The organism is Streptomyces sp. NEAU-W12, assembly GCF_026242095.1.
In the GTDB taxonomy this organism is placed as follows: Bacteria; Actinomycetota; Actinomycetes; order Streptomycetales; family Streptomycetaceae; genus Streptomyces.
Window position 1 is genome coordinate 271,760 of record NZ_JAPJDM010000004.1, and the last position, 17,773, is coordinate 289,532.

15 protein-coding genes and 1 pseudogene are annotated in these 17,773 nt (G+C 72.2%); 9 read left to right on the forward strand and 7 right to left on the reverse strand.

The window, feature by feature from the left end; translation table 11 throughout:
- The first annotated feature begins 304 nt into the window (after nucleotides 1–304).
- Nucleotides 305–1,117, forward strand: coding sequence for an SAM-dependent methyltransferase (locus tag ORI94_RS07215; RefSeq protein WP_266073525.1), 813 nt, complete (start codon nucleotides 305–307; stop codon nucleotides 1,115–1,117).
- The gene (locus ORI94_RS07220; RefSeq protein WP_266073526.1) at nucleotides 1,114–3,258 is read left to right on the forward strand and encodes a putative bifunctional diguanylate cyclase/phosphodiesterase; all 2,145 of its coding nucleotides are present in this window, start codon (nucleotides 1,114–1,116) and stop codon (nucleotides 3,256–3,258) included. The genes ORI94_RS07215 and ORI94_RS07220 overlap by 4 nt, the downstream gene beginning before the upstream one ends.
- Nucleotides 3,259–3,418: 160 nt before the next feature.
- Here the strand turns inward: ORI94_RS07220 and ORI94_RS07225 are convergent, their stop codons facing one another.
- Nucleotides 3,419–4,303, reverse strand: coding sequence for a LysR family transcriptional regulator (locus ORI94_RS07225; protein WP_266073527.1), 885 nt, complete (start codon nucleotides 4,301–4,303; stop codon nucleotides 3,419–3,421).
- A 131-nt stretch (nucleotides 4,304–4,434) separates the two neighbouring features.
- Here ORI94_RS07225 and ORI94_RS07230 point away from each other — a divergent pair, with 131 nt between their 5' ends.
- The 6 genes from ORI94_RS07230 to ORI94_RS07255 all read left to right on the forward strand — a co-directional run bounded on the left by ORI94_RS07230 (nucleotide 4,435) and on the right by ORI94_RS07255 (nucleotide 10,854).
- Complete coding sequence (locus ORI94_RS07230; RefSeq protein WP_266073607.1) at nucleotides 4,435–5,106, forward strand: succinate dehydrogenase; 672 nt, start codon at nucleotides 4,435–4,437, stop codon at nucleotides 5,104–5,106.
- Nucleotide 5,107: 1 nt separating this feature from the next.
- A complete protein-coding gene (locus ORI94_RS07235; RefSeq protein ID WP_266073528.1) occupies nucleotides 5,108–7,057 on the forward strand; it encodes a fumarate reductase/succinate dehydrogenase flavoprotein subunit in 1,950 nt (649 codons plus the stop codon).
- Entirely contained in the window at nucleotides 7,054–7,803 is a 750-nt protein-coding gene (locus ORI94_RS07240) for a succinate dehydrogenase/fumarate reductase iron-sulfur subunit (protein ID WP_266073529.1), read from the forward strand. The genes ORI94_RS07235 and ORI94_RS07240 overlap by 4 nt, the downstream gene beginning before the upstream one ends.
- A 238-nt stretch (nucleotides 7,804–8,041) precedes the next feature.
- A complete protein-coding gene (locus tag ORI94_RS07245) occupies nucleotides 8,042–8,815 on the forward strand; it encodes a GNAT family N-acetyltransferase (RefSeq protein ID WP_266073530.1) in 774 nt (257 codons plus the stop codon).
- Complete coding sequence (locus tag ORI94_RS07250; protein WP_266073531.1) at nucleotides 8,812–9,834, forward strand: lysophospholipid acyltransferase family protein; 1,023 nt, start codon at nucleotides 8,812–8,814, stop codon at nucleotides 9,832–9,834. The genes ORI94_RS07245 and ORI94_RS07250 overlap by 4 nt, the downstream gene beginning before the upstream one ends.
- A 24-nt stretch (nucleotides 9,835–9,858) precedes the next feature.
- A complete protein-coding gene (locus tag ORI94_RS07255) occupies nucleotides 9,859–10,854 on the forward strand; it encodes a PRC and DUF2382 domain-containing protein (protein ID WP_266073532.1) in 996 nt (331 codons plus the stop codon).
- A 36-nt stretch (nucleotides 10,855–10,890) separates the two neighbouring features.
- On the opposite strand, the gene ORI94_RS07260 is transcribed toward ORI94_RS07255, so the two are convergent.
- A complete protein-coding gene (locus ORI94_RS07260; RefSeq protein WP_266073533.1) occupies nucleotides 10,891–11,940 on the reverse strand; it encodes an LLM class flavin-dependent oxidoreductase in 1,050 nt (349 codons plus the stop codon).
- Between the two features lie 82 nt (nucleotides 11,941–12,022).
- Here ORI94_RS07260 and ORI94_RS07265 point away from each other — a divergent pair.
- Nucleotides 12,023–12,504: pseudogene (locus ORI94_RS07265) on the forward strand (hypothetical protein); the annotation flags it as partial.
- A gap of 51 nt (nucleotides 12,505–12,555) precedes the next feature.
- On the opposite strand, the gene ORI94_RS07270 reads toward ORI94_RS07265, so the two are convergent.
- The 5 genes from ORI94_RS07270 to egtA form a co-directional block, all read right to left on the reverse strand.
- Nucleotides 12,556–12,771 (reverse strand): dodecin, encoded by a 216-nt coding sequence (locus tag ORI94_RS07270; protein WP_266073534.1) that lies wholly within the window; start codon nucleotides 12,769–12,771, stop codon nucleotides 12,556–12,558.
- A 245-nt stretch (nucleotides 12,772–13,016) separates the two neighbouring features.
- Nucleotides 13,017–13,979 carry an L-histidine N(alpha)-methyltransferase gene (gene egtD, locus ORI94_RS07275; protein ID WP_266073535.1) on the reverse strand — a complete coding sequence of 321 codons (963 nt, stop codon included), beginning with the start codon at nucleotides 13,977–13,979 and terminating at the stop codon, nucleotides 13,017–13,019.
- On the reverse strand, nucleotides 13,976–14,803 hold the full coding sequence (gene egtC / locus ORI94_RS07280; protein ID WP_266073536.1) for an ergothioneine biosynthesis protein EgtC: 828 nt from the start codon (nucleotides 14,801–14,803) through the stop codon (nucleotides 13,976–13,978). Before egtC ends, egtD begins: the two co-directional genes overlap by 4 nt.
- Nucleotides 14,803–16,119 carry an ergothioneine biosynthesis protein EgtB gene (egtB, locus tag ORI94_RS07285; RefSeq protein ID WP_266073538.1) on the reverse strand — a complete coding sequence of 439 codons (1,317 nt, stop codon included), beginning with the start codon at nucleotides 16,117–16,119 and terminating at the stop codon, nucleotides 14,803–14,805. The genes egtC and egtB overlap by 1 nt, the downstream gene beginning before the upstream one ends.
- Nucleotides 16,116–17,504, reverse strand: coding sequence for an ergothioneine biosynthesis glutamate--cysteine ligase EgtA (gene egtA / locus ORI94_RS07290; protein ID WP_266073539.1), 1,389 nt, complete (start codon nucleotides 17,502–17,504; stop codon nucleotides 16,116–16,118). The genes egtB and egtA overlap by 4 nt, the downstream gene beginning before the upstream one ends.
- Nucleotides 17,505–17,773: the final 269 nt, after the last annotated feature.

Consider the following 17,773-nt stretch of genomic DNA (forward strand, 5'->3'; position numbering starts at 1 on the left):
TGATTCACCGGAACTCGCGGAATTTCCGGCGCTCTTCACCTTTCCTGTGCCACTCGCCCTTTTCTCCGTGCGTCGCGCCTTTTCTCCGTGCGTCGCTCCATTGTGTGCGCCCGGCTTCTCCAGGTGCCGGAACTCTCCGGAATGCCGCGCATGCTTTTCGTGGTGTGCTCACGGTTGCCCATTCGGCACATGCCGTAGGCAGTGACCGGGAACGGATGGTCAATTTCCGTTTGGGGTCGCTCCATTGGCGAGCGATCAGTAGCCTCTGCTCGGACACCGGATCGCCAACGCTGTGGAGAGATAGATGGAGCGTCCCGCCTGGGCCCCGCGGAGCATCGACATCACGGTGCCCAGCGTCTCCCGGATGTACGACTACTACCTGGGCGGTTCGCACAACTTCGAGGTCGACCGGGAAGCGGCCCGCAGGGCCATGGAGTTCATGCCGGGGCTGCCGAAGGTCATGCAGGCGAACAGGGGGTTCCTGCGCCGGGCGGTGCGGTTCGCGGCCGGTGAGGGCGTCACCCAGTTCCTGGACATCGGCTCCGGCATCCCGACGTTCGGCAACGTGCACGAGGTGGCGCAGGCGGCCGCTCCCGGCGCGCGGGTGGTCTACGTCGACCACGACCCGGTGGCCGTCGCACACAGCCAGGCCGTCCTCGAGGGCAACGAGGACGCGGCCGTTGTCGCCGCGGACCTCCGTAAGCCCCAGGAGATCCTGGGCAGTTACGAGGTCGGACACCTGATCGACCTGAAGCGCCCGGTGGCGCTGCTGCTCGTCGCCGTCCTCCACTTCGTGGACGACGCGGAGGAGCCGTACGCGGCGGTGGCCCAGCTGCGCGACGCACTCGCGCCCGGCAGTATGCTGATGCTCACCCATGCCTCGTACGAGGGAATTCCGCTGCCGCCGGAGCGGGCCGGTGGCGCGGTGGACGTGTACAAGGACATCCGCAACCCGTTGATCATGCGCTCGCGCGACGAGATCGCGCGGTTCTTCGAGGGGTACGACATGGTGGAACCCGGACTGGTGCCGATGCCGAAGTGGCGGCCGGACACCGCACCGGAGGACGAGGATCCCTACGCCTTCTCCGCTTACGCGGGCGTGGGGCGTACCGCGTGAGCGCGGAGCCGGACGGGCCGGAGGACAGACTGCGCCGGTTCGCGACGATCTGGAGCCGGGCGGTCTTCCCGGTGACCTCGACCTCGTCGACCCGGCCGGAGTTGGAGAAGCAACTGCTCCCGCTGGCCCGGCGGTTGAGCGAGGCGCTACGGGCGAGGGCGTTCGACCCGGACACCGGCAAGGAGGCCGGCGCCGCCCTGGTCCGGGCACACTGCACCGACCCGGAGGCGCTCAGCCGGACCCTGGACTGCGTGGACGCCTACCTCGTCCTGTACTGCGGCGGCGACGGCGACCGCGAGGACCTGCGGGCGCGCAGTGCCAGACTGCAGCACGCCATGGCCGCCGGATACGCGCAGGCGCTGCGCGAGCGGACGCTGGCCGAGCAGGAGGCCATCGCCCAGGCCGCGCTGCGGGCGCAGGGCGTGGTGGCACAGGCCCTGCACGACACCGAGGCCAGGTTCCGCGCGGTCTTCGAGGGCGCGGCCATAGGCATCGGCATCGCCGACCTCAAGGGCAACATCCTCCAGGTCAACACCGCCCTGCGGCGCATGTTCGGCCTGTCCGAACAGAGCCTGCGCAGCCGCGGTGTCCCGGAGTGGACGCACCCCGACGACGCCCCGCAGACCTGGGCCCTCTACGACGAGCTGGTACGCGGCGAGCGCGAGCACTACCACCTCGAGAAGGCGTTCTACCGGCCCGACGGCACGGTGCTGTGGACCAACCTCACGGTGTCCCTGCTGCGCGACGCCGACGGTGAACCGCAGTACCAGCTCGCGCTCATGGAGGACACCACCGAGCGGCGGCTGCTCAACCTCCGGCTGCGCTACGAGGCCACCCACGACGCGCTGACCGGTCTGCCCAACCGCACGTTCTTCTTCGAGCGGCTCGAGAAGGCGCTGAACGCGGGCGAGGGACAGCGCTTCGGCCTGTGCTACCTCGACCTGGACGGCTTCAAGACCGTCAACGACAGTCTCGGGCACGCGGCCGGTGACCGGCTGCTCGTCGAGGTCGCCGACCGGCTCCAGTCCTGTGCCACCGCGCCCGGCGAGATGGTCGCCCGGCTCGGCGGCGACGAGTTCGTGGCGCTGACCACGGGCCCCGACACCCAGCACACGGTCCACGAACTCGCCGCCCGCATCATGAACGCGCTGCTCGCCCCCATCGGCGTCGACGGCAGGGACCTGACCGTGCGCGGCAGCATCGGCGTGGTCGAGGGACCGGCCGGGGAGCGCGGTCCGGCGGAGGTGCTGCGCAGCGCCGACATCACCATGTACCGGGCCAAGTCGGCGGGCGGCAACCGTTTCGAGCTCGCCGACCCGGAGTCCGACGCCCGCGCCATCACCCGGCACGGCCTCACCACGGCGCTGCCCGCGGCGCTGGAACGGGGCGAGTTCTTCATCGAGTACCAGCCGCTGGTCCACCTCGGTGACGGCAGTGTCCGGGGTGCCGAGGCGCTGGTGCGCTGGCTGCACCCGCAGCACGGGGTGCTGTCGCCGGACCGGTTCATCCCGCTCGCCGAGCACACGGGGCTGATCGTCCCGCTGGGCCGCTGGGTGCTCGAGCAGTCCGTGCGGCAGGCCCGCACATGGCAGCAGCGGCACGGCGGTGCGGGCAGGCTCGGCCCGCTGCGCATCAACGTGAACCTCTCGCCCTGCCAGCTCGCCCACCCCGGACTGGTCCAGGACACCGTCGACATCCTGGAGCGCACCGGCGTGGAGCCGGACGCGCTGTGCCTGGAGGTGACCGAGTCGGCGCTGATCGGCGCGGACGACGACCTGCTGAAGCCGCTGCGCCGGCTCGCGGAGATGGGCATCGACATCGCCCTGGACGACTTCGGCACCGGCTACTCCAACCTCGCCAACCTGCGCCGTCTCCCGGTGAGTGTCCTCAAGCTGGACCGTTCCTTCACCCAGAGCATGCAGCAGTTTCCGGCGGACCCGGTCGATCTCAAGATCGTCGAGGGGATCGTCTCCCTGGCCCACAGCCTCGACCTCGCGGTGACGGTGGAGGGTGTCGAGACGGGGGCCCAGGCCGAACAGCTCCGCATCCTCGGCTGCGACACCGCCCAGGGCTGGTACTACGCCCGCCCGGGTCCACCGGAGCGGTTGCACGAACTGGCCCTGATGGACGCGGCGGGCTGAATCCTTCACGCCGACGGCCTGACCGGGGCGGCGCAGTGAGGGCGCCGGCCGCGCAGCGGGTGCAGTGCCACCCGGTCACCCGGTCACCCGGCCGACCGGCCGACCGGCCACCGGCCGGTACGGGCCGGGGCCTGCCGATGCGGTGCGGTGCGGCCGGCGCTCACCGCTCCAGCAGCATCCGCTGGAGCTCCCGGGCCGCCCGTGGCGGAGCCACGTCGCTGCGGTGGGCCAGGGCGATGGTGCGGTCGAGGCCGGGGTGGGCCAGAGGGGTGACCCGCAGCCCCTGACCGGACCGCGCGGCGACCATGCGGGGCACGACGGCGAAGCCCAGGCCTGCCCGGACGAAGCCCAGCACGGCGTCCATCTCCCCGCCCTCCACCGCGAAGTCCGGCTCGAAGCCCTCCGCGCGGCACGCGGCCACCGTCAGCTCCCGCAGGTCGTAGCCGTGCCGGAACATCACCAGACGCTCGCCCTCCAGGTCGGCGACACGCACGGCGCGCCGGCCCCGTCCGGGCTTCGGGGCGTCCGGGGAGGACACCACCACCAGGTCCTCGCGCAGCAGCTCCACCGTGGTGAGCGCCGGGGAGGGGGTCGGCAGGGGCAGTACGACCAGGGCCAGGTCCAGGGCGCCGCGGGCCAGCTCGCGCACCAGGTCGTGGGAGCCGCCCTCCTCGATCAGCAGCCGGACGCCCGGATAGCGGTCGTGGAAGGCGCGCAGCACGTCCGGCAGCAGACCGGTGCACAGGCTGGGGGTCGCCCCCAGCCTGACCCGGCCGCTGCGCAGCTGCGCCAGTTCCTGCACCTCGTGCCGGGCCGTGTCCGCGTCGGCGAGGATGCGCCGGGCCAGCGGCAGCAGCGCCTCGCCCGCGTCGGTGAGCGTGATGTTGCCGCGGGCACGCAGGAACAGATCCGCGCCCAGTTCCCGCTCCAGTGCCCTGATCTGCTGGGAGAGGGACGGCTGCGCCACATGGACCCTCTCCGCGGCCCGGGTGAAGTGCCGGGTCTCGGAGACCGCCACGAAGTACTGGAGCTGCTGGAACTGCATGGGCCCAGCATAGTCGCCTCATAGGAGTTGGCTATGGAAACGAGGTGTTCCATGTCTTGGACCGATGGGGACCTTTGGCCCTAGCGTGCTGTGACATGGCTCTGGCAACGCGGACGGACCGACGGCCGTCCCTGGCACGCACCGTGTGGGACTCGACCCTCGGCAAGAAGACAGTGATGGCCGTCAGCGGCCTGATCATGCTGCTCTACCTGGTCGCCCACATGCTCGGCAACCTGAAGATCTACTTCGGCGCGCCCGAGTTCAACGAGTACGCGCACTGGCTGCGCACCATGGGCGAGCCCCTCCTGCACTACGAGTGGGCCCTGTGGGTGGTCCGCGTCGTGCTCGTCGTCGCGGTCGTCGCGCACGCCGTCTCCGCGTACCAGCTCAGCCGCCGCGACATCAGGGCGCGCCCCAGCAAGTACGTCCACAAGAAGGCGCGGGCCGGCTACGCCACGCGCACCATGCGCTGGGGCGGGATCATCCTCGCCCTGTTCATCGTCTGGCACATCCTCGACCTGACCACCGGCCACGTGCACTCCGGCGGCTTCGAGGCGGGCAAGCCCTACCAGAACGTCGTGGACACCTTCTCCACCTGGTACGGCAACGTCATCTACATCGTCGCGGTGCTCGCCGTCGGCCTGCACATCCGGCACGGCTTCTGGAGCGCCGCACAGACCCTCGGCGTCGGCAGCCGCACCCGCGACCGCGCCCTGAAGGCCCTGGCGAACGTCCTCGCGCTGCTGCTCACGATCGGCTTCCTCGCCGTTCCCGTGGGCGTCATGACCGGAGTGGTGAGCTGATATGACTACCTATGCCGCGTACCCGACCGGTGAGCCGGTCGTCGACACCAAGGCCCCGTCCGGGCCGATCGAGAAGCGCTGGGACAAGCGCCGCTTCGAGGCCAAGCTGGTCAACCCCGCCAACCGGCGCAAGCAGACCGTCATCGTCGTCGGTACCGGCCTCGCCGGCGGTTCCGCCGGTGCGACGCTGGCCGAACAGGGTTACCACGTCGTTCAGTTCTGCTACCAGGACTCCCCGCGCCGGGCCCACTCGATCGCCGCCCAGGGCGGCATCAACGCGGCGAAGAACTACCGCAACGACGGCGACTCCGTGCACCGCCTCTTCTACGACACGGTCAAGGGCGGAGACTTCCGCTCGCGCGAGTCCAACGTCCACCGGCTCGCGCAGATCTCCGTCGAGATCATCGACCAGTGCGTCGCCCAGGGCGTGCCGTTCGCCCGCGAGTACGGCGGCCTGCTCGACACCCGTTCCTTCGGCGGCGTCCAGGTCTCCCGTACCTTCTACGCCCGCGGCCAGACGGGCCAGCAGCTCCTCCTCGGCGCCTACCAGGCGCTCTCGAGGCAGATCGCCGCCGGCAACGTCGAGATGCACCCGCGCACCGAGATGCTCGACCTGGTCGTCATCGACGGCCGGGCCCGCGGCATCGTCGCCCGGGACCTGATCACCGGGAAGACCGACACCTACTTTGCGGACGCCGTCGTCCTCGCCACCGGCGGTTACGGCAACGTCTTCTACCTGTCGACCAACGCCATGAACTCCAACGCGACCGCCGTCTGGCGGGCGCACCGGCGCGGCGCGTACTTCGCCAATCCCTGCTTCACCCAGATCCACCCCACCTGCATCCCGCGCACCGGCGACCACCAGTCCAAGCTGACGCTGATGAGCGAGTCGCTGCGCAACGACGGCCGCATCTGGGTGCCCAGGGCCAAGGGTGACGACCGCCCGCCGAACAAGATTCCCGAGGACGAGCGCGACTACTACCTGGAGCGCATCTACCCGTCCTTCGGCAACCTGGTGCCCCGCGACATCGCCTCCCGCGCCGCGAAGAACGTCTGCGACGAGGGCCGGGGCGTCGGCCCCGGCGGCCAGGGCGTCTACCTCGACTTCGCCGACGCCATCGAGCGGATGGGCCGCAAGGCCGTCGAGGCCAAGTACGGCAACCTCTTCGACATGTACCAGCGGATCACCGACGAGGACCCCTACCGGGTGCCGATGCGGATCTACCCCGCCGTGCACTACACGATGGGCGGCCTGTGGGTCGACTACGACCTGCAGACCACCGTCCCGGGCCTGTTCGCCATCGGCGAGGCCAACTTCTCCGACCACGGCGCCAACCGGCTCGGAGCCTCCGCGCTGATGCAGGGCCTGGCCGACGGCTACTTCGTCCTCCCGGCCACCATCAACGACTACCTGGCGCGCAACCCGCACAAGGAGGAGGTGGACGCCGGTCACCCGGCGGTGCAGGAGGTACTGGCCGAGACCGAGGACCGGCTGAACCTGCTGCTGTCCGTCGACGGCGACCGCACCCCCGACTCCTTCCACCGCGAACTCGGCGAACTCATGTGGGAGTTCTGCGGCATGGCCCGCACCGACTCCGGCCTGCGCAAGGCGCTGGAGCGCATCCCGCAGATCCGCGAGGAGTTCTGGCGGCGGATCAAGGTGCCCGGCACGGGCGAGGAGTTCAACCAGTCGCTGGAGCGTGCCAACCGCATCGTCGACTACCTCGAGCTCGCCGAGCTGATGTGCCTCGACGCACTGCACCGCGCCGAATCCTGCGGCGGCCACTTCCGCGAGGAGTCCCAGAGCCCCGACGGTGAGGCCGCCCGCCGGGACGAGGAGTTCACCTACGCCGCCGCCTGGGAGTTCACCCGCACCGGCGACGCCCCCGTCCTGCACAAGGAAGACCTCGTCTTCGAGTACGTCCACCCCACCCAGCGGAGCTACGCATGAAGCTCACCCTGCGCGTCTGGCGGCAGAAGAACGCCGACGCCGACGGCGCCATGTCCACGTACGAAGTGGACGACATCTCGCCCGACATGTCCTTCCTGGAGATGCTCGACACCCTCAACGAGGAACTCACCCTCGAAGGCGAGGACCCGGTCGCCTTCGACCACGACTGCCGCGAGGGCATCTGCGGCGCCTGCTCGCTGGTCATCAACGGCGACGCCCACGGCCCCGAGCGCACCACCACCTGCCAGCTGCACATGCGGTCCTTCAAGGACGGCGACACCATCGACGTCGAACCGTGGCGGGCGGCTGCCTTCCCGGTGGTGAAGGACCTCGTCGTCGACCGGACGGCCTTCGACCGGATCATCCAGGCCGGCGGTTACGTCAGCGTCCCCACCGGCTCGGCGCCCGAGGCGCACGCCACGCCGGTCCCGAAGCCGGACGCGGACCTCGCCTTCGAGCACGCCGAGTGCATCGGCTGCGGCGCCTGCGTCGCGGCCTGCCCCAACGGCGCCGCGATGCTCTTCACCTCGGCGAAGATCAACCACCTCAACGTGCTGCCGCAGGGCGCGCCCGAACGCGAGACGCGGGTGCTCGACATGGTGGCGCAGATGGACGACGAGGGCTTCGGCGGCTGCACCCTCGCCGGGGAGTGCGCCACCGTCTGCCCGAAGGGCATCCCGCTGGCCTCCATCACCGGGATGAACAAGGAGTGGCTGCGCGCCACGGCCAAGGGGGCCGGCCGGTAACCACCGGTGCGGGCGACAGGGAAACGTTCGCCAGAGGGCGGACGGGCGGGACCGGGAGTGGTGCTCATCCCCGGTCCCGTCTGCTGTCCGGGCAACGTCCGGGCCGGCCGGCAGCGCCTGGCATTCAGCATTCCCACATCCGCGCTCCCGGCTCAGGTCACGTACACGCCAACCGGTATCGGCAGAAACAAGGGGAGTCCCCACCTTCCCCGCTCCGGCGCGTGACCAGGAGAGAGCCATGACCGGCGTCCTGACCGTAGACCACCCCGTGAAGCCCGCGGCACCCACCCGCTACACCGTCACCCTCGCCCGCGACGAGGACGACGTGCGTGCCGCCCAGCGGCTGCGGCACGACGTCTTCGCCGGCGAGCTGGGCGCCCTGCTGTCCACGCCCCGGCCGGGCCTGGACGTCGACCCCTTCGACGCCTACTGCGACCACCTCCTCGTGCGCGAGGAGGTGAGCGGCCAGGTCGTCGGCACCTACCGGCTGCTGCCGCCCGAGCGCGCCGCGGTCGCCGGCCGCCTGTACGCGGAGACCGAGTTCCACATCGCCGCCCTCGACCCGATCCGGCCGGGCCTCGTCGAGGTCGGCCGCTCCTGTGTGCACCCCGACCACCGCGACGGCGCGGTCATCGGTCTCATCTGGGCCGGCATCGCCCGCTACATGACCGACCGGGGCCACGAGTGGCTCGCGGGCTGCTGCTCCATCCCGCTCGCCGACGGCGGCGCGCTCGCCGCCGCCACCTGGGACCGCGTCCGGGGCAAGCACCTCGCCCCCGAGGAGTACCGGGTACGTCCCCTGCGCCCGTGGCGGCCGACGGCCGCGGCGCCCGCCGCCCGCACCGAGCTGCCCGCCCTGCTGCGCGGCTACCTCCGGCTCGGCGCCTGGGTCTGCGGCGAGCCCGCGCACGACGTGGACTTCGGCGTCGCCGACCTGTACGTGCTGCTGCCGATGAGCCGAATCGACCAGCGCTATCTGCGGCACTTCCTCTCCCTCGTACCGGCGAAATGAGCGTCTGGCTGCCGGGCGCTCCCTGCACACCGAACGGCTGCGTGGAGCCGACGGGGGCCACGAGGGCCGTACCGAGGGCGCTGCTGAGACTGGCCGCGGTCCTCGCCCTGGTCCTCGCCGGGGTCCTGCTGCTGCCCGTCGGGCGGCTGGTCCCGGCGGGCCTCGTCGGCCGGTGGTGCCGGTGGATCGTACGGGCCGCCGGGGTCCGGATCCGCATCACCGGCGGCGCCGCACCCGCCGGCGGGCTGCTGCTCGTCGCCAACCACATCTCCTGGCTGGACATCCCGCTGCTGGGCGCGGTCCGTCCGGCCCGCATGCTGGCGAAGGCCGAGATACGGCGGTGGCCGCTGGCGGGGCCGCTGGTCGAGCGCAGCGGCGTCCTGTTCATCGACCGCGACCGGCTGCGCGCCCTGCCGGACACGGTCGCCCGGATCAGCGGGGCGCTCGGCGAGGGCTCGGCCGTCGCGGTCTTCCCCGAGGGCAGCACCTGGTGCGGTCGCGGCCAGGGACCCTTCCGCCGGGCCGCCTTCCAGGCGGCGCTCGACGCCGGGGTCCCGGTCCAGCCGGTCCGCATCCACTACCGGGACGCCTGCGGAACAGCCGCCACCGCCCCGGCCTTCGTCGGGGAGGACACCCTGGTGGCGTCCCTGTGGCGGGTGGTCTCGGCCCGGGGCCTGGTCGCCGAGGCCGAGATACGGGCCGCCATCCCGCCGGGCAGCCACCCGGACCGCCGCGCCCTGGCCGCCGCCGCGCAGCCGCACGACGGTTCGGCACGGGACCACCGGACCGGTCCACGAGCCGTGCGGGTGGCAGAGCGGCGGATCGCACACCGGGCCGGACCCCGGGGCGGACACGCGGTCGCAGGCCGGGCCGGAGAACCGGCCCGGAAAACCGGTCCGGAACCCTGGCGAGGACTGTCGGTCGCGGTCACCGGAAGTGGGCGCTTTCGAAAGTTAAGTGCATTTTGTCCTCTATATGAAGTTTTTACCGCGTCGAGGAGGACAACCGGACGGGTGTGACACCTGAAAGGAGGGTGAGGCCAGATGATCACCCGCGATGAGGTCAGGATCCTCCTGGACCACCCCGTCTACGACGGTGAAGGCAACAAGATCGGTGAGGCCAAGCATGTCTTCTTCGACGACATGAGCGGCCGCCCCGAGTGGGTGAGCGTCAAGACGGGCATGTTCGGCACCAGTGAGTCGTTCATCCCCATCCGTGACGCCGAACTGGTGGAGGACCACCTCGAAGTCCCGTACCTCAAGGACAAGATCAAGGGCGCACCCGAGGTCGACGTCGACTCACAGGGCCACCTGTCGGAGTCGGAGGAACACCGGCTGTACGACTACTACGGCATCGACTGGGGCGGTGTGCTGCGCGACGACACCCAGGACTCCGGCGAGATCCGCACCGACAAGAACGCCGGCAGGGGCAAGGCCGGGGCCGCGGGTGCCGCCGGCGCCGCCCGTGCGCAGGGCAAGGACCGGACGGCGACGAGGACGACCACCACCGCGGGGACGACATCGGCGGCCGCGGCGGGCACGTCGGCGACGACCGGCAAGGCCGGCACCGCGGCGACCGCCGGCCAAACCGGCGTGCGGGCAGGGCAGGGCGCCGAGTCCATGACCCGTATGGAGGAGGAGATGCACGTCCGCGTCGAGCGGCGCGAGACCGGGCGGGCCAAGCTGCACAAGTACGTCGTGACGGAGGACGTCGAACAGACCGTGCCCGTGCGCCACGAGGAGGTGCGCTTGGTGCGCGAGCCGATCACGGAGGCCGACCGCGAGGCCGCGATGTCCGGCGCCGAGATCGGCGAGGCCGACTACGAGGTCACGCTGCACGAGGAGCGGCCCGTCGTGGAGACCAGGGCGGTGCCCGTCGAGCGGGTGCGGCTGACCACGGAGGAGCGCGTCGAGAACGAGACCGTACGGGGGCGGATCCGCAAGGAGCGCATCGAGAGCGAGGGCGTACCGGACGACATCACGCGGCGGGGCGACGCCGCCGGACGGGGCCGCGACGTTCCACGTCGGGGCCGCCCATGACCGGACGGCACACCGCGAGCGCGCCGGTGAGTCCGCTCACCGGCGCACCGCGCTGTCGTCCTCCGCCCCCGCGGGGTCCGCGGGGGCGGTGAGACCGGTCAGGGCGGCGAGCCGCCGGTAGGAGTCCAGCAGGGCCGTACGGTCGTGGGTGCTGGTGGTGACGAGGACCTCCTGGGCCCCCGTCTCCCTGAGCACCGTCTCCAGTTCCTCGGCCACCTGATCCTCCGTACCGGCGATGTGACCGCCGAGCCCGGACTCGTACAGGCCGCGTTCCTTGGCCGTCATGGTGAGCGACTCGACGCGCTCGGCGGGCGGCAGCGGCGGGAAGGTGCCGCGGGTCCGTGAATGCGCCATCGACCAGGCCTCCGGGATCAGGAGCCGGCGGGCCCGTTCGGTCGTGTCGGCCACGGCGACCGTCCCGGAGATCACCACGTACGGCTCGCCCGCCCAGACGGACGGGCGAAAGTGCTCCCGGTAGTGGTCGATGCCGCGCCGCATCCGGTCGCGGCCACGCAGGTCGCCGATGACCACGGGCAGGCCCGCGCGGGCGGCGATCGTCGCGCCCTCACCCATGGCCAGCACGAACGGCGGCACGGTCAGACCCTCGGCCGGACGGGCGTGCACGCCCGTGGGGGACGTGCCGCAGAACCAGCCGAGCAGCTCGTCGATCCGGGCGTCGAAGTCCTCGGCGTCCCCCTTGTCGCGGCCCAGGGCCCTGCGTACCCCGTCGGTGAATCCGACCGAGCGGCCCAGACCCATGTCGATCCGCCCCGGGAAGAGGGACTCCAGCACGCCGAACTGCTCGGCCACGACGAGCGGTTGATGATTGGGCAGCATGACTCCGCCGGTACCGACGCGGATCGTCCGGGTTGCCGCGGCGACGGCGGCGGCCAGCACCGTCGGCGCGGAGCCGGCGACGCCGGGCACGCCGTGGTGCTCCGAGACCCAGAACCGGTGGTAGCCGAATTCCTCCAGCTCCCGCGCCAGGCGCACGGTGTCGCGCAGCGCCTCGGGACCACTGTGCCCCTCACGGGTGCGGGAGCGGTCGAGGACGGAGAAGCGGGTCCGGGAGAACAGAGGGGTCACATCCGGTTCAACGTCCGGACGGCCGCGGCATTCCCTCGGGGCACGACGAGCGGGAGCGCGCCGCTTGTCCGGGCCGGGCGGTGTGATCCACCGTGACAAGCGGCCGCTCGTCGTGTTCGACCTGGACAACCCCTCGCCGACACCGCGCACCGGCAGCGGTTCCCGGAGCGCAGACCGCGGGACTGGGCCGCCTTCTTCGCCGCCGCGCCCGAGGATCCGCCCCTCGCGGAGGGCCCCGCACCGGTGCGCGAGAGCGTGCGGGAGTGCGACGTCGTCCACCTCATCGGGCGTCCCGGGCGCTGCAGGCGTGACACGCTGGAGTGGCCGGCCACCCAGGAGCTGTCCGAAGGGCCGGGACGCGGGCGCGGCGACGCCGACCGGCGGCCCGCCCGGCACGCCGAGCCGGCGATCCTGCGCCGCCTCGCCCGCACCCGGGAGAGCCGGGTGCTCGTGGACGACGACGAACTGGTCTGCGCGGACGCCCGGCGGGCGGGATTCACCGTCGTGCACGCCCGCTGGACGGCCCCGTCGGGGGAGCCGGGGGCGGCGCAGGGCGGGAGGGGAGGGCCTGACAACCACCCCTCCCGCCCTCCCGTGGGCCGCGGGGCGGGCGGCTCAGGCCGAGTCCTCCAGACGGAAACCGACCTTCAGCCCCACCTGCCAGTGCGCGATGCGACCCTCCTCGAGGTGGCCCCGCACCTGGGTCACCTCGAACCAGTCCAGATTGCGCAGGGTCTGCGAGGCGCGCTCGACGCCGTTGCGGACGGCCTGTTCCACGCCGTCGGGCGAGGTGCCGACGATCTCCGTGACCCGGTAGGTGTGGTTCGACATACGGGTGCTCCTCTCGTCGGCGGCTCCCACCGGTCCGGGAGCCGCCTCCTGTGTCACACGTCACTCCACCCTGCCCGAGGAGGTGGCCGAGCGCGAGACGTCGGGCCGTCCCGAGCGCCGGATGTCCGGCACTCCTCGACCCGCCCATCGGCCGGTACCAAGGTGCGGTGCACCCGTACGAGCCCCACGCCCGCCCCGTACCGGGCCCTTCCGGCGGGCGCCGGTGCTGTCCGCAGGCGCCCCGGTCAGCGCGCCACGCTCAGCGACAGCGCGAACCGTTCCTCCTCGTCCGTCCACCACCGGGACAACTCCAGCCCGGCGGCAGCCAGTTCCTCCCGCACGCGCTCCTTGCGGAACTTCGCCGAGATCTCGGTGCGCAGCTCCTCGCCCGCACCGAAGTCGACGGCGAGGCCGAGCGCGGGGATCTTCACGGTCTGCGGGTCGCGTGAACGCAGCCGCATCTCGATCCACTCGTGCCCGGCGTCCCACGCGGCCACATGGTCGAAGGCGGCCGGATCGAAGTCGGCACCCAGCTCCCGGTTGATGACGGCCAGGACGTTCTTGTTGAACGCGGCCGTCACCCCGGCCGCGTCGTCGTACGCCCGGACCAGCACCTTCTCGTCCTTGACCAGGTCCGTACCGAGGAGCAGCCCGTCCCCCGGGGCGAGCATCGCCCGCACGGAGGCCAGGAACGCGGCCCGCTCGGCGGGCAGCAGATTACCGATCGTGCCGCCGAGGAACGCCACCAGGCGCGGACCCGGGGTGTCGGGCAGCGTCATGCGGCCGGTGAAGTCGTCGACCAGGCCGTGCACGTTCAGCCCCGGCCGCTCGGCGAGGAGTGCCCGGCCCGCCAGGGCCAGGGCGCTCTCGCTGACGTCGACGGGGACGTAGGTGTGCAGCCCGGCCAGCGTGTCGATCAGGTGACGGGTCTTCTCCGAGGAACCGGAGCCCAGTTCGATGAGGGTGCGGGCACCGGACGCCTCGGCGATCTCACCGGAGCGGGCGAGCAGGATCTCGCGCTCGGCACGCGTCGGGTAGTACTCGGGCAGTCCGGTGATCTCCTCGAACAGCTCACTGCCCCGCGCGTCGTAGAACCACTTCGGCGGCAGCGTTCTGGGGCTGCCGGTCAGGCCCTCGCGGACGTCGGCGCGCAGGGCGGCGCCGGTGGCGTCCTCGGGCAGGGTACGGGTGAGGCGGAACGGACTCACGTGCGGTGCTCCTTCGGTGGTGCCGATGCGGGTCGTGCCGGTGTGCCGGTGCCCGCCAGGACGTCGTCCGGCTCCTTGAGCGGCGTGAGCAGCACGTCCGTGCCGCTGGCGGCCAGCAGGGTGCGGTCGGGGACCTCGCGCCAGTGCGGATCGTCGTCGTACGGCTCGGAGGCCACGACGGTGCCGCCGCCCGGCCGGGCGAGGTACCACAGCGTGTCGCCCCACGCGGTCGCGGTGATCGTGTCGCCCTGGGTGAGCAGCAGGTTGAGCCGGGACCCGGGGGCCGCCGCGGCGATCTCCAGCACGGTGTCGGCCAGCGCCTGCCCCTCCGGTTCCCCGGGGTACCCCGCCCGCAGCCGGGCGAGCACGAGGGCCCACACGAGCGCGGAGTCGCTGCGGGCCTCCAGCGACAGCACGTCCTCGGGCGGCAGGGTTGCCACGAGCGGTGCGAGCGTGCCCGGCCAGCCCCGAACGGCGCCGTTGTGGCTGAACAGCCAGGCCCCTGCGGCGAACGGCGCCGCCGCGGCCTCGGCGTCCGCGCCCGACAGGGTCGCGTCCCGTACGGCCGCGAGCAGCGCCGGGGTGCGGACGACCCGGGCGAGATCGGCGAACGACAGATCCGCCCAGACCGGTCCCGCCCTGCGGTACCGGGCCGGCGCCGGGTCCCCGGGCGCGTACCAGCCCACCCCGAAACCGTCGGCGTTGACCGTCCCGTACCGCTGGTGCCGGGGTGCCCACGACTGGCGGTACAGCCCGTGCGGCGGGTCCACGAGGAGCCTGCCGAGCGGCTTCTCGGGCCCCACATAGGCGATATGGCGGCACATCAGGTGTTCTCCGAGCGGGCCGTGCGGAACCCGGAGAAGATCTGCCGCCGGACCGGATGGTCCCAGTTGCGGAACGTGCCTCGGCAGGCCACGGCGTCCACCGCGAACGAACCACCGCGCAGCACCTTGTACCTTGGCCCGAAGAACATCTCTGAGTACTCCTTGTAGGGGAATGCCCTGAATCCCGGGTAGGGCAGGAAGTCGCTGGACGTCCACTCCCACACGTCACCGATCAACTGGCGCACCCCGAGCGGTGACTCACCTGCCGGATAGCTGCCCGCGGGTGCGGGCCGCAGGTGGCGCTGGCCGAGGTTGGCGTGCTCCGGGCCGGGTTCGGCGTCGCCCCAGGGGTAACGCGCCGAGCGGTCGCCGGCCGGGTCGTGCCGGGCGGCCTTCTCCCACTCGGCCTCGGTGGGCAGCCGGCGTCCGGCCCAGCGGGCGTACGCGTCCGCCTCGTACCAGCACACGTGCAGCACCGGCTCCTCGGGCGGTACGGCCTCGGTGACACCGAAGCGGCGCCGCAGCCACTGCCCGCCGTCCCGGCGCCAGAACAGCGGGGCGGTGACGGAGTTCCGGCGGATGTGGGCCCAGCCCTCCGTGGTCCACCAGCGCGGCTCGCCGTAGCCGCCGTCCTCGATGAACTCCTGGTAGGCGGCGTTCGTCACCGGCGCCGTGTCGATGTGGAACGGCGCCACCTCGCGCCGGTGTGCCGGACGTTCGTTGTCCAGCGCCCACGGCTCGTCGGAGGTTCCCATGGTGAACGGGCCGCCCGGGACGAGCACTTCGGACGGACCGGTGAACAGCGGCACCGGCTCCGGGTCCGGGGCGGCCAGGACCTGCGGGCCGCTGCGCAGCTGATGGGTGATCAGCATCGTCTCGTCGTGCTGCTGTTCGTGCTGCGCGACCATCCCGAAGGCGAACCCCGCCTCGGTCAGCCGCTCACCGTGGAAGGCGGTGCTCTCCAGCACGTCCAGTGCCCGGACACGCACCTGCGAGGCGTACCGGCGGGCCTCCTCGGGAGGCAGCAGCGGCAGCTTCGGCCGCTCGGCCCGCGGGTGCTCGAAGGCGTCGTAGAGGCTGTCGATCTCGGGGCGGATCGCCTCCTGACCGCCGACGGCCCGCAGCAGCCACTGCTCCTCCTGATTGCCTATGTGAGCCAGGTCCCACACCAGCGGCGACATCAGCGGTGAGTGCTGCGCGGTGAGATCGGGCCCGTCGACACAGCTGGTCAGCAGGGTGGTCCGGTCGCGCGCGGTGACCAGCGAGGCGACCGCGCGCTCGCGCAGGGCTTCGGCGTCGAGGGCGGGGCCGGTCATCGGGAGGTGTCCTTCCCGTGCGGACGCGCTCCGTGCGCGTACGAGGTGCGGGTTCCGGGGGAGTGGGGTGTGGTGCGGGGGCGGGCGCCCGGCGTGCCCCGCGGGTGCGCGGCGACCGCTCCGGCGCGCAGGGCGTCGAGCGTGTCGTCGGCCGGGCAGCGGCCGCGGGCGACATAGCGGTCCTGGTAGGCGGCCACCGCTTCCACGACGTCGGTGGTGGCACCCAGTCCGGGCAGGGCCCGCAGCGCCGCCGCGAAGCAGACGGCGGCCACCTCGCGCAGCTCCGGGTCGGCCAGACCGCCGCGGGCCGCGTCCCGCCACAGCGGGTTGTGCGGCGCGGGCCTGCCGCAGGTCCGTTCGGCCAGCGGCTTCACCGCACGGTAGGCCGTCTCGGCGGCCTCCGGATCGTCGAACAGCGCCCCCGCCACGGCCAGCGGCACGATCCAGCCGTCGTCGCCGGGCTGCGCGTCGATCATCCGCAGCTCCAGGTGACCACGCGGCCTGACCGGCGGGAACAGCGTGCTGACGTGGTAGTCGAGGTCCTCCCGGGTGGGCGCCCGCGGCACCCCGGACCTGGTCCACCCGCGGAAGGTCAGCCCCTCCGGCACGTCCCACGGTCCGCTGTCCTGCCGCACGCACATCACCGGCGCGTCCAGGACGTGCCGGGCCCAGGCGCCGCGCGGATCGGAGTCCAGCACGGGGCCCCCCGCGCGGCCGGTGCCGATCTGCGTCCAGCGCAGCTGCCGCGTGGACAGCCAGCCGGTGGGCCGGTGGCCGGCCAGCGGGGAGTTGGCGAACGCGGCCACGAGTACCGCGCCCAGCTGGTGCGCCAGCCACCAGCGCCGTACATGACCGAGGGTGCCGGGTTCCTCGTACCCGGCGTCCAGGCACACCTGCACGGACGCCGACGCGCACATCATGGCGCGGCCGGCGGGGCCGGTGCGGTCGAGACAGGTCTCCATGGCGTCGTAGCGGGGTTCGCGCAGGAACCGGCGCGGAGTGTGCCAGGGGTCATGGCCGAGGCCGACGAGGCCGAGCCCGTCCTCGCGCAGAACCGCGCGGACGGCGTCGAGGTCGGCGCGGACGGTGCCGACGCACTCCATGAGGGAGGCGGCGGGCTGCGAGCTGAGCTCCAGCTGGCCTCCGGGTTCGACGGTGAGCGCCGAATCCAGGTGCACGGTCCGCAGAGCGGCGTAGGCCGCTTCGAGTCGTTCGGGTGTCACAGGGAGCCGCGGGGTGCGCAGTTCGTGGACGAGCCATTCCACCTCCACACCGAGGCGACGTGGTGGTCCCGTCTTGAAGCAGATGCCTCGCACGAGAGCCTCCACCTCGGCCTCGGTGACGGCTGGGCGTGGCTCGGTACAGCCCTGTGTCGAATCGGACATGGGGGAATCCTCCTGAGATGCCATCATGTCGCCCGCCCGGCGTCCTTCGGCCGGTCGGGCATCAACCCGTCCACCCAAAACCCTCCCCGGGCTCAGCACAAGAGCGCCTGGCGAGGCCTTCCGGGTCGGTGACCTGTCCGTCCCGTCCGTCTTCGAGGGCTCTTCCAGGGGCCCTTCCACCGCCTCCCCCGGACCTTCCGGGGGAGGGAAACTCCGTTGCGTCGCCTCCTCAGCATCGCTCACGATGCCCGTATGGGCACGACGAGGGA